Here is an 11795-nt window from a genome sequence, read left to right on the forward strand (position 1 = left end):
ACTATGCATCGTAAACTGACCCGCTGGCTCACCACCCTGCTGATCACTCTGCCACTGCTCGCCTTCGCTGAAGAGGGGGAGCTGCTCGATCCGGAGCAGGCGTTCCAGTTAAGTGTCAGCGCAGCTGATGCAGAGACCCTTATTGCTGAATGGAAGATCGCCGAGGGTTACTACCTCTATCGCAAGCGCTTCAAATTCAGCACTGAGACAGGCGGCATCACGCTAGGTGAGATCAAATTTCCAGCGGGTGATGTTGAGCCCGATCTCGACGGCAAACCGGTGGAGACCTATCGCGGCAGCGTTCGCATTGAGATTCCCGTCAGCCACTCCCAGAGCGGTCCGGTTGACCTGACCCTACTCACCACCTCACAGGGCTGTGCTGATGTTGGCGTCTGTTATACCCCGGTCAACGAGAGCAAGCTGATTACCCTACCCGCAGCCGCTGCGCCCGAAAGCAGCAACACCTCATCCCCCTTCTCCAGCCTGAAAAAGCTGGGACAAAGCTTTGGACTCGGCGGCGAGGAGAGCGAATTTCTGCCGGTCGACGAGGCGTTTGCCTTCAGCGTCGACTCACCCGGTAACAATCAGCTGCTTATCAACTGGCGCGTCACTGAGGGCTATTACCTCTACCGCGACAAACTCCACTTCTCAATCAAGGGCGCCTCCACCGCCACCCTTGGCGAGGTCCAGCTACCCGCCGGCAAGGTAAAAAATGATGAGTTCTTTGGTCGCATGGAGATCTACCAGAAGAACTTCACCGCCACCGCACCGGTTAGCTGGGAAGGCGAACCCACAGAGCAACTCACACTGGTGATCGGCTTTCAGGGCTGCGCCGAGAGCGGTCTCTGCTACCCACCTGAGGAGCGCGAGCAGTCGGTTACTATCACCGCCTCTGCAACGACCGCGTCTGCAGTGACAACCTCAGCTCCCGCCGCTGACGCACCACCACTGGCCGAGCAGGACCGTATCGCCCAAATGCTGCAGAGTGGTAGCGTCTGGTTGATCCTGCTCGCCTTCTTCGGCTTCGGCCTGCTGCTCACCTTCACCCCCTGCGTACTGCCGATGGTGCCGATCCTCTCCAGCATCATCGTCGGTCAGGGTGAGGACATCACCACCCGTCGCGCCTTCACCCTCTCGATCGCCTATGTAATCCCGATGGCCATCACCTACGCCATCGCCGGTGTCATTGCCGGGATGTTTGGTGCCAACCTGCAGGCCGCCTTTCAGGACCCGTGGATTCTCGGCAGCTTCAGCCTGATCTTTGTCGCACTCGCCTTCTCAATGTTCGGTTTCTACGACCTGCAGATGCCCAGCGCAATTCAGAACAAACTCAACGCTATCAGCCACCGACAGGAGGGCGGCACCATCATCGGCGTGGTGATCATGGGCTTCCTCTCGGCGTTGATCGTCGGCCCCTGCGTTGCCGCACCGCTGGCGGGCGCACTTATATATATAGGTCAGAGCGGTGATGCGCTGCTCGGTGGTGCCGCACTGTTTGCGATGGGACTCGGCATGGGTGTACCACTGCTCGCCATCGGCACCTCAGCCGGCAAGCTGCTGCCGCAGGCCGGCGGCTGGATGAATAACGTCAAGGCAGTATTTGGCGTAATGCTGCTAGCGATCGCGGTATGGATGCTCGAGCGCATTGTCCCCACTGCCGTCACCATGATGCTCTGGGCCGCGCTACTGATCGGCTCAGCCATCTACCTCGGCGCCACCGAGCCGCTACCCTTCGAGGCGAGCGGCATGAAAAAATTCTGGAAGGGTTCTGGCGTGGTCATGATGGTCTACGGCGTGCTGCTGATGGTCGGGGCGGCATCCGGCGGTCAGGAGGTACTGCAACCACTACGCGGCCTCTCCTTTACCAGCGGCACAGCAGGCGCTGGCGCTGTGGCCGAAGCAGAACATCGTTTCAAGCAGATCAAGGGGATCGATGAACTTAACGCCGCAATCGCCGAGGCGAGCAGCCAGAACCGTCCGATGATGCTCGACTTCTATGCCGATTGGTGTATCTCCTGCAGAGAGCTTGAACGTTTCACCTTCTCCGATCCCAAGGTCGAACAGACCCTGAAAACGGCGGTGCTGTTGCAGGCCGATGTGACCGATAACGATGCGACTGACAAGGCGTTACTCAAACATATGAGCGTGCCCGGCCTCCCCTCGATCCATTTCTTCGACCGAAATGGCGATGAGCTTCGCCCCTACCGTCTGGTCGGTGTTCTCGGTGCCGAGGCGTTCGCAGAGCATGCCAGTGCTGCCTTCAAGCCCTAGACCTACCATCGGAGCAGACCCGGCAAATTTGATGCCATCTGCTCCGATCTCCACAGAACAAGTAATCTTCTCGTAATCATATGGACAACTCCGTCCAATTTGGGCAAAATGCGCCTGACGCTGACAGCCTTGTCAGCCGTTGAACAAGTTCTAAGAAAATCGGTGCGGTTAGCAACAAAATCGCCCAATAATTAACGTCGCAAAGGCGTTGGGGGAAAAATGGCTCGTCTGCTGCTCCTGAACGGCCCAAATCTCAATCTGCTCGGTACCCGTGAACCCGATCACTACGGTGCAATGGACCTTGCAAGCATTACCGAGAGCCTGACCGAGATGGCTGGCGAAGCGGGCTATGAGCTCGATAGCTTCCAGAGCAATGCTGAACATGAACTGGTAGAGCGCGTCCATCAGGCCCGCCTGGAGGAGGTTGAGTTCATCATCATCAACCCGGCCGCCTTTACCCATACCAGTGTTGCACTGCGTGATGCGCTGCTGGGCGTCTCGATTCCCTTTATCGAGATTCACCTCTCCAACGTTTTCGCTCGCGAATCGTTTCGACATAAATCCTATTTTTCTGATGTCGCCATTGGCGTTATCAGCGGTCTCGGGGCTATGGGGTACAAGCTGGCGCTACTCGCCGCACTCGACCACCTCTCCGAGTAATCACCACCACAAACATATACAGGTCTGAACATGGACATTCGAAAAGTAAAAAAATTGATAGAATTGCTGGAAGAGTCCGGCATCGCTGAGATTGAAATTCACGAGGGTGAAGAGTCGGTACGTATCAGCCGTCACTCACAGGGCGCACCTGTCGCTATGCCCGCGATGGCAATGCCTGCAGCGGCTCCTGTAGCCGCACCAGCGGCGGCTCCAGCAGCTGCAGCTGCCGAGCCGGAAGCGAGTGGAGACGCCATCCCTGCTGGACATCAGGTCACCTCGCCGATGGTCGGCACCATGTACCGCTCATCCTCCCCAAGCGCCAAGTCGTTTGTCGAGGTGGGTGATTCAGTCGCTGCCGGCGATACGCTCTGCATCATTGAGGCGATGAAAATGTTCAACCAGATCGAGTCTGACAAGGCGGGCACCGTCAAGGCGATCCTGGTTGAAAATGGCACGCCGGTCGAGTTTGGCCAGCCGCTCTTCGTTATCGAATAATCGATTCGCCCTACCTATACGGATTCGAACATGCTGGATAAAGTAGTTATTGCCAACCGCGGGGAGATCGCCCTGCGAATCCTGCGCGCCTGCCGCGAGATGGGCATCAAGACCGTTGCCGTCCACTCCACCGCAGATCGCGACCTGAAACACGTACGCCTTGCCGACGAATCGGTCTGCATCGGCCCACCACCCTCGGCCCAGAGCTATCTCAACATCCCGGCGCTGATCAGCGCCGCCGAGGTCACCGACTCTGTCGGCATCCACCCCGGTTACGGTTTCCTCTCTGAGAATGCTGACTTTGCCGAGCGTGTTGAGCAGAGCGGCTTCACCTTCATCGGACCGCGTGCCGCGACTATTCGCGTGATGGGCGACAAGGTCTGTGCCATTCGTGAGATGAAAAAGGCCGGCGTACCCTGCGTACCCGGCTCGGATGGCCCGCTCGGTGAAGATGATGCTGAGAACATTCGTATCGCCAAGAAGATCGGCTACCCGATCATCATCAAGGCCTCCGGTGGCGGCGGTGGTCGCGGCATGCGCGTGGTCCACAGCGAAGCGGCACTGCTCAATGCCATCGCCATGACCAAGTCCGAAGCGGGATCGTTCTTCGGTAACGATGAGGTCTACATGGAGAAGTATCTGGAGCATCCACGTCACGTGGAGATTCAGGTGCTTGCCGACGAGCATGGCAACGCCATTCATCTGGGAGAGCGCGACTGCTCGATGCAGCGCCGTAATCAGAAGGTCGTCGAGGAGGCACCTGCTCCCGGTATCAGCGAGGAGCTACGCGCCGAGATCGGTGAACGTTGCGCCAAGGCGTGTATTGATATCGGCTATCGCGGTGCCGGCACCTTCGAGTTCCTTTACGAAAACGGTGAGTTCTACTTCATCGAAATGAACACCCGCGTACAGGTTGAGCATCCCGTCACCGAGATGATCACCGGCGTAGATATCGTCAAGGAGCAGCTGCTAATCGCTGCCGGCGAACCACTCTCCTATCAACAGAGCGATATCAAGGTGCGTGGCCATGCAGTCGAGTGTCGTATCAACGCTGAGGATCCAGAGACCTTCATGCCTTCACCCGGCAAGATCGCCCTCTACCACCCACCCGGTGGCCCCGGCATCCGTGTCGACTCACACATATACACCGGATACACCGTACCTCCGCACTACGATTCGATGATCGGTAAGCTGATCTCTTACGGAGACTCACGTGAGATCGCCTTCAACCGGATGCAGAACGCTCTGGCGGAGCTGGTGATCGACGGCATCAAGCACAATGGTCCGCTGCACCAGGAGATCCTCTCCGATGCAGCCTTCCAGGCGGGTGGTACCGACATCCACTACCTGGAGAAGAAGCTGGGGCTCTGATCACCACCCCCTGCTCGTTAGCTTAAAGGCCGCCACACTGTGGCGGCCTTTTCATTTTGAGCGATAGAGAATATGGACTGGATTCAAATCACCTTCGAGAGCAGTGCTAAAGATGCAGAGCGACTCTCCGAGACACTCAGTGAACTCGATGCCGCATCGGTCTCCTTGAAGGATAGTGGCGATCAACCGATCTTCGAACCGGAGCTCGGCACCGAACCGCTCTGGGGCGACACACAGGTCGTGGCACTCTTTCCCGGGTCGATCGACCTGGATGCCCTGATGAAAGAGCTGAGCCATCGCATCAGACCGATCAAGCTACCGCCGTGGAAACAGGAGCCACTTGAGGAGCGTGACTGGACCCGCGAGTGGATGACCGACTTCAAACCAATTCAGTTTGGTGAGCGCATCTGGGTGGTGCCGAGTTGGCACGAACCACCCGAGCCCGAAGCGATAAACATCATGCTCGATCCCGGACTCGCCTTCGGCAGCGGCACCCATCCAACCACAGCACTCTGCCTGGAGTGGCTCGACGGGCTCGATCTCCACGATAAACAGGTTATCGACTACGGCTGTGGCTCCGGCATCCTTGCCATCGCTGCGGCCAAGCTGGGCGCCAGGGCAGCACTGGGAATCGACATCGACCCGCAGGCACTTACCGCGACTCGCGACAACGCCGAACAAAATGGTGTTGCAGAAAAGATCAACGTCGCACTACCCGAGAATGCCCCCGAATTTGAAACCGAGGTCGTGGTGGCCAACATTCTGGCCGGGCCTCTGGTCGAGCTGGCACCCCAGCTCTCGGCACTGCTGCCAGCCGGTGGTCAGATTGGTCTCTCTGGCATCCTTGAGGAGCAGGCCAAGATGGTACGTGATGCCTACCTGCCCTTCTTCGCAATGGCAGAGCCTGTGGTTCGAGACGACTGGGTTCGCCTCAGTGGTGTACGACTCGATTGATTGTCCATCGGCTTAAATATCGGCTAGAGTTGACCGATAACAATAACCGCTAAAACGGAATACAGACGCGACGCCCATGTATACACAGTGCCCCGAATGCCAAACCATCTTTGAAGTAAGTGATGCCGACCTCGCGGTCGCCTCTGGAAAGGTACGCTGTGGTAGCTGCAATCAGGTCTTCAAGGCGGACGAACATCTGATGGAGCAGTTACCCGAGCCGACACCTGTCGCGATCGAAGAGGATATCGTCGACCTCTCCACGCCAACAGCGGCCATAGATGAACCCGAAATCTTAGAGATCCCTGACACCCCTGCTGAGGCTGCACCCCAACCTGCAGCCGAAGATTTTGCCAAGGTGCTGGCCGAAACTGAGCTGGAGAAGGAACAACAAGAGGCGGCAGCCGCGCAAAAGTCAGCCACCAAGGTAAAACACAGTGGCGGCCTGCTCTCCACACTAGCCTGGAGCTTCGCCTCACTCTTGCTGATTAGCGCCCTGCTTCTACAGGGGCTCTACGTGCTACGCGTCGAGCTCTCTCAAATCGCCTTTCTGGCCGAACCGATCGAGATGCTCTGCGACACACTCGATTGTGAGATTCCGGAGCGTCGCGATCTGCAGCGCATTGAGGTCGTCGAGCGCGATGTACGCAGCCACCCTGACAATGCCAAGGCACTACTGATTTCAGCCAAACTGGTCAGCACCGCCGAGTTCACCCAACCCTACCCGACACTGCGCCTCTCACTTGCCAACATCAACGGCCAGACCACCGCAGCACGCGATTTTCAGCCTTGGGAGTATATTGCAGATGAGACTGACCTCGATGAGGGGATGGCCGCCAACACCCCCACCACGGTCCGACTCGAAGTGATCGATCCCGGCAGCGATGCCGCCTCATTCCAGATCGAGTTGCTCTAACCCGCCACACTCTCTTTCAGCCACCCCACTTTGGGGTTATGATACTGCGTTCGCTCCACCGCCCGAACGGGCGTCAAGACACGAAGATGGCGATGCAGATCGGACCCTACAAACTACGCAATAGACTTATTCTGGCACCAATGGCTGGCATCACTGACCAGCCTTTCCGTCAGCTCTGCCGTGAGCTGGGCGCGGGTATGGCCGTCTCCGAAATGGTCTCCTCCAACTCGCTGCTCTGGGGCAGCAAGAAGACCCAGCGCCGCGCCAACCACGATGGCGAATCAGAGCCGCGCTCGGTACAGATCATGGGCGCCGACCCAAAGATGATGGCCGATGCGGCACGCTATAACGCCGACAACGGCGCACAGATTATCGATATCAATATGGGTTGCCCAGCAAAAAAGGTCTGCAACGTCCAGGCGGGCTCCGCCCTGCTCAGAGATGAGCTACTGGTCGGCAAGATTCTGGAGAGCGTGGTCAACGCCGTTCCTAATCTTCCCGTCACGCTCAAGATTCGCACCGGCTGGGATCGCGATAGCCGTAACGGCGTATCAATCGCCAGGATCGCCGAGAGCGCAGGCATCCAGGCACTGGCGGTCCACGGCCGCACCCGCGCCGATGCCTATCGTGGTGATGCCGAGTACGAGACAATCGCCGCCATCAAATCAGAGATCGCTATACCGGTCACAGCAAACGGCGACATCACCACCCCTGAGAAGGCCAAGTTTGTGCTGGAACAGACCGGTGCCGATGCGGTGATGATCGGTCGTGCCGCTCAGGGGCGCCCCTGGATCTTCCGCGAGATTGAGCACTATCTGACGACCGGCGAAAAACTACCCGATCCGGCTGTCGACGAGATTCGCGACATTCTGCTGGGTCATCTCGAAAACCTCTACCACTTCTATGGTGAGTACACCGGTGTACGTATGGCGCGCAAACATATCGCCTGGTACAGCAAGGGGCAGCGCAACGGCGCACAGTTCCGCAACGAGATGAATCACACTGAGACGATCGATGAGCAGCTACGGATCACTCGGGAATTTTTTCAACAACTCAGTGACGAGCAGGGAATTGCCGCATGAGCAGTGTAAAACAGAAAAAGAGCGCCAAACCTCTGCGTGAGAGCGTTCGATCGGCACTCGAACTCTATTTTATGGACCTCAACGGCCATCAGCCTGAGGACCTCTATCGCATGGTAATGGGCGAGGTAGAACATCCACTGCTCGAGACCGTGATGATCTATGCGCAGGGCAATCAGACCCGCGCCGCCGAGATCCTCGGCATCAATCGCAGCACCCTGAGAAAGAAGCTCAAAGAGCACAACCTGGACAGATAAACCATTTCACGGCTGGAGCATAGCGCCTACCGTAGCGAGCCTCTCCGGGCCGAATGAGCCCCGCGCTTGCGGCAACATCTTTACATAAATTTAGAAGGATCCATCATGAGCAAGATTCAACGCGCCCTGATTAGCGTCTCCGACAAGAGCGGAATCGTCGACTTCGCCAAAGAGCTGAGCGGCCTCGGCGTGGAGATCCTCTCCACCGGTGGCACCGCCAAACTGCTGGCAGACAGCGGCATCGCCGTTATCGAGGTCTCTGACTACACCGGTTTCCCCGAGATGATGGATGGACGCGTCAAGACCCTGCACCCGAAGATCCACGGTGGCATCCTCGGCCGTCGCGGCACCGATGATGCAGTGATGGGTGAGCACAACATTGGCGGTATCGACATGGTGGTGGTCAACCTCTACCCCTTCGAACAGACCGTCGCCAAACCCGACTGTACGCTTGAGGATGCGATTGAGAACATCGACATCGGCGGCCCAACCATGATTCGTGCAGCGGCGAAGAACCATAAGGATGTCACCATCATCGTCGATGCTGACGATTATGATCGTGTCCTAAACGAGATGAAGAACAACAGCGGAGAGACCAGCTACAACACCCGCTTCGACCTGGCCGTGAAGACCTACGAGCACACCGCGCGCTACGACGGCATGATCGCCAACCACCTCGGAAAGCTGGTTTCAGGCGAAGAAAAAACCGATTTCCCACGCACCTTCAACCTGCAGGTGAAACAGGTACAGACGATGCGTTACGGCGAGAACCCGCACCAGAAGGCCGCGTTCTTCGTCGAGCCGAATGCACCGGAGGGCTCAATCGCCACTGCTCGCCAGCTACAGGGTAAGGAGCTCTCTTACAACAATATCGGTGATACCGATGCGGCACTTGAGTGCGTAAAACAGTTCAATGAGGGCCCCGCATGCGTCATCGTCAAGCACGCCAACCCTTGTGGCGTCGCCATCGGCGATGACCTGCTCACCGCCTACGACCGCGCCTATAGCACCGACCCCGAGTCTGCCTTTGGCGGAATCATCGCCTTCAACGGCGAGCTTGATGACCATACCGCCAAGACCATCATCGACCGTCAGTTTGTCGAGGTAATCATCGCCCCCTCTGTTTCAACCGAGGCTCTGGAAGTACTGGCCGAAAAGAAAAATGTGCGTGTGTTGGAGTGTGGTAGCTGGGACGACTCACTCGAAACCCTCGACTTCAAACGTGTCAACGGCGGCCTGCTGGTACAGTCAAACGACCTTCTGCTGACCAATGAGATCAAAGTCGTCTCTAAACGTCAGCCCACCGAGCAGGAGATGGCCGACCTAATGTTCAGCTGGCGCGTCGCCAAGTTCGTCAAATCCAACGCCATCGTCTACGGCAATGAGAATATGACCATTGGAGTGGGCGCCGGCCAGATGAGCCGCATCAACTCGGCACGTATCGCCGGCATCAAGGCGGAGCATGCGGGACTAAGCGTTCCCGGTTCAGTCATGGCCTCCGATGCCTTCTTCCCCTTCCGTGACGGCATCGATAGCGCCGCCGAGGCAGGCATAGCAGCCGTAATCCAGCCCGGCGGCTCAATGCGCGACGAAGAGGTCATCGCCGCCGCCGATGAGCACGGCATGGCGATGGTCTTCACCGGCATGCGCCACTTCCGACACTAATCCGAACAGAGCTAATGGAATCGACGGCCAGCGCACACGAGCGCGCCACTGCACTACTGAGTGCAGGGCTGCTCGATGATGCGGAATCGCTCTGGTTAAAGATTCTGCATGAGTATCCCAATGCTACCGATGCTCAGCATGGTCTCGGCACCATAGCACTTCAGCGTGGCGATCTGGAGCGCGCGATAGAACTACTTGAAAGCGCCACCTCAGCTCCACAGGAGAACGCCCAACACCTTAAAGACCTTGGCAACGCTTATGCATCTGCAGGAAAAGGAGAGGCGGCTGAAAACGCGTTCAGAACTGCCATCAACGTCGACCCAGACTTTTTCGCCGCGCATGCCAATCTTGGTAATTCACTTCTTGCTCGAGGTGAACCTGAACAGGCGATAACCTGCTATCAGACTGCCATCAGCCTACGTCCAGAAATCCCGCAGCTCCACGACAATCTTGGCACCGCACTACGCTCCAAAGGTGACCTGAGAGCCGCTGCGGAGGCGTATCAGAAAGCACTCGATATTGCGCCCACTCTGCTCACTGCCCGAATCAACCTGGGTAACGTACTGATCGATCAAAAGCAATATCAGCGCGCTATCACACTATTTAGTGATATCTCCGAACAGCACCCAAACATCCCGGACGCCTTCGTTGGCCTTGGCATCGCACAGATGTGGCTCGACCAGTTTGAAGCTGCACTTACCGCCTTCAACCATGCAGTTAAACTCAACCCCAGACTAATCGACATCCATTTCAAACTGGGACAGATCTACAACGCTCTACATCGACTTCCCGAGGCCAAAAAGGCACTCATACGCGCCATAGAACTCAACGCCTCACATCTTGGCGCACAACGCCTGATGGCCACCCTGCTGCGACGAGAGGGCAATATCGAACAGGCTTTATCGCTACTCAATCAAATTGATATCAGAAACAATCTGGGTGAAGAAGCCGGCTCAATACACTTTGAGCTTGGCATGCTTTACGACCGAGCTCAGGAGAGCGCAAAGGCATTCCACCACTTCTCTGCTGGCAATAACATTCGTAGCGCAGAAATTAACGATGGTAGCGTACAAAAAGAGCGCTATCTGAATCAGCTTAAACAGCTACACCAGCAGTTCTCACCGGAGTGGTTCGGACAGTGGCATCAGACATCGATTACCGACCAACTGCCCTGTCCGGTTTTCATCGTCGGCTTTCCACGCTCAGGCACCACTCTTCTGGACCAGATCCTCAACAGCCATCCTAATCTCAGAGTAATGGAGGAGCAACCGGTCATCGCATCACTGATGGGGTTGGTCAATGAGCAGGGAGGAGGATATCCAGGGGGATTGGCTTCAATCAGCGATGAGTTGCTGGAGACGCTGCGTCGTGACTATTTCAACCTCGCCTCAGAGAGGGTCAAACTCAAGCCTGGAGAGCAACTGGTCGACAAATTACCACTCAACACGATCCGTATCGGCGCAATTCATCGGCTCTTTCCAGACGCCAAGATCATCCTCTCTCTTCGTCACCCTTACGACGTATGCCTTAGCAACTTCATGCAGGACTATCATCTCAATGATGCGATGGCCAACTTCCAGACCATTGAAGATTGCGCCAAACTCTACTCCACCGTCATGTCACTGTGGCAGCAGTATGAAACAACTCTTCCGCTCAATGTTCACAAGCTACCCTATGAATCACTCGTGGATAACCTGGAAACAAGTAGCCGCGAAGTGATCGACTTCCTCGGTCTGGAGTGGGACCCAACTCTACTCGACTACGCCAGTCACGCCAGAGATCGCGGCTTTATCAAAACCCCCAGTTACCTGCAGGTCAGCGAACCGATCTATCAGCGCGCCAAATATCGTTGGCGACGCTACATCAATGAGCTTGAACCCGTGATTGAACAACTAGCCCCCTACGCCTCTCATTTTGGCTACCCAACCGAATGATAAAAATTTATCGGGACCATTAACTCGCCAACATCATCGAATTAGCCTTAGCCGTATACATACAAAGATGTGCATTCAAATCAACTTCGACAAGCTTGGAGCCGACAATCGGACATAACCGATTCTCTCCGCCCTTGAGCGCATCTACTCCATTCAAAATATGGTGAAGCTGTTCGGAATACCCTCGACCGCAAAC

10 protein-coding genes are annotated in these 11795 nt (G+C 56.7%); all 10 read left to right on the plus strand.

All coding sequences use genetic code 11. The features are described from left to right. Positions 1-3 precede the first annotated feature (3 nt). The 10 genes from dsbD (at position 4) to HUE57_RS18115 (ending at position 11599) form a co-directional block, all read left to right on the plus strand. Positions 4-2271: a protein-disulfide reductase DsbD gene (dsbD, locus tag HUE57_RS18070; RefSeq protein WP_078482683.1), complete on the plus strand. Its 2268-nt coding sequence runs from the start codon at positions 4-6 to the stop codon at positions 2269-2271. A 219-nt stretch (positions 2272-2490) separates the two neighbouring features. Next, positions 2491-2931 carry a type II 3-dehydroquinate dehydratase gene (gene aroQ / locus HUE57_RS18075; protein WP_078482684.1) on the plus strand — a complete coding sequence of 147 codons (441 nt, stop codon included), beginning with the start codon at positions 2491-2493 and terminating at the stop codon, positions 2929-2931. A 30-nt stretch (positions 2932-2961) separates the two neighbouring features. After that, positions 2962-3426: an acetyl-CoA carboxylase biotin carboxyl carrier protein gene (accB, locus tag HUE57_RS18080; protein WP_078482685.1), complete on the plus strand. Its 465-nt coding sequence runs from the start codon at positions 2962-2964 to the stop codon at positions 3424-3426. Between the two features lie 30 nt (positions 3427-3456). After that, positions 3457-4797: an acetyl-CoA carboxylase biotin carboxylase subunit gene (gene accC / locus HUE57_RS18085; protein WP_078482686.1), complete on the plus strand. Its 1341-nt coding sequence runs from the start codon at positions 3457-3459 to the stop codon at positions 4795-4797. Positions 4798-4869: 72 nt separating this feature from the next. After that, positions 4870-5751, plus strand: coding sequence for a 50S ribosomal protein L11 methyltransferase (gene prmA / locus HUE57_RS18090; RefSeq protein ID WP_078482687.1), 882 nt, complete (start codon positions 4870-4872; stop codon positions 5749-5751). 76 nt (positions 5752-5827) lie between these two features. Then, positions 5828-6664 (plus strand): DUF3426 domain-containing protein, encoded by an 837-nt coding sequence (locus tag HUE57_RS18095; protein WP_078482704.1) that lies wholly within the window; start codon positions 5828-5830, stop codon positions 6662-6664. A 92-nt stretch (positions 6665-6756) separates the two neighbouring features. Then, a complete protein-coding gene (gene dusB / locus HUE57_RS18100) occupies positions 6757-7746 on the plus strand; it encodes a tRNA dihydrouridine synthase DusB (protein ID WP_078482705.1) in 990 nt (329 codons plus the stop codon). After that, a complete protein-coding gene (fis, locus tag HUE57_RS18105) occupies positions 7743-8000 on the plus strand; it encodes a DNA-binding transcriptional regulator Fis (protein WP_078482688.1) in 258 nt (85 codons plus the stop codon). Before dusB ends, fis begins: the two co-directional genes overlap by 4 nt. A 105-nt stretch (positions 8001-8105) precedes the next feature. Further along, positions 8106-9665, plus strand: a complete 1560-nt coding sequence (gene purH, locus HUE57_RS18110; RefSeq protein WP_078482689.1) for a bifunctional phosphoribosylaminoimidazolecarboxamide formyltransferase/IMP cyclohydrolase — start codon at positions 8106-8108, stop codon at positions 9663-9665. A 14-nt stretch (positions 9666-9679) separates the two neighbouring features. Then, on the plus strand, positions 9680-11599 hold the full coding sequence (locus tag HUE57_RS18115; RefSeq protein WP_078482690.1) for a tetratricopeptide repeat-containing sulfotransferase family protein: 1920 nt from the start codon (positions 9680-9682) through the stop codon (positions 11597-11599). Positions 11600-11795: the final 196 nt, after the last annotated feature.

The sequence above is a fragment of the Candidatus Reidiella endopervernicosa genome (assembly GCF_013343005.1).
In the GTDB taxonomy this organism is placed as follows: Bacteria; Pseudomonadota; Gammaproteobacteria.

Bases quoted from the DNA above. Each gene is read 5' to 3' on its own strand.
- dsbD (WP_078482683.1), top strand. From the start codon at position 4: ATGCATCGTAAACTGACCCGCTGGCTCACCACCCTGCTGATCACTCTG.
- aroQ (WP_078482684.1), top strand. From the start codon at position 2,491: ATGGCTCGTCTGCTGCTCCTGAACGGCCCAAATCTCAATCTGCTCGGT.
- accB (WP_078482685.1), top strand. From the start codon at position 2,962: ATGGACATTCGAAAAGTAAAAAAATTGATAGAATTGCTGGAAGAGTCC.
- accC (WP_078482686.1), top strand. From the start codon at position 3,457: ATGCTGGATAAAGTAGTTATTGCCAACCGCGGGGAGATCGCCCTGCGA.
- prmA (WP_078482687.1), top strand. From the start codon at position 4,870: ATGGACTGGATTCAAATCACCTTCGAGAGCAGTGCTAAAGATGCAGAG.
- HUE57_RS18095 (WP_078482704.1), top strand. From the start codon at position 5,828: ATGTATACACAGTGCCCCGAATGCCAAACCATCTTTGAAGTAAGTGAT.
- dusB (WP_078482705.1), top strand. From the start codon at position 6,757: ATGCAGATCGGACCCTACAAACTACGCAATAGACTTATTCTGGCACCA.
- fis (WP_078482688.1), top strand. From the start codon at position 7,743: ATGAGCAGTGTAAAACAGAAAAAGAGCGCCAAACCTCTGCGTGAGAGC.
- purH (WP_078482689.1), top strand. From the start codon at position 8,106: ATGAGCAAGATTCAACGCGCCCTGATTAGCGTCTCCGACAAGAGCGGA.
- HUE57_RS18115 (WP_078482690.1), top strand. From the start codon at position 9,680: ATGGAATCGACGGCCAGCGCACACGAGCGCGCCACTGCACTACTGAGT.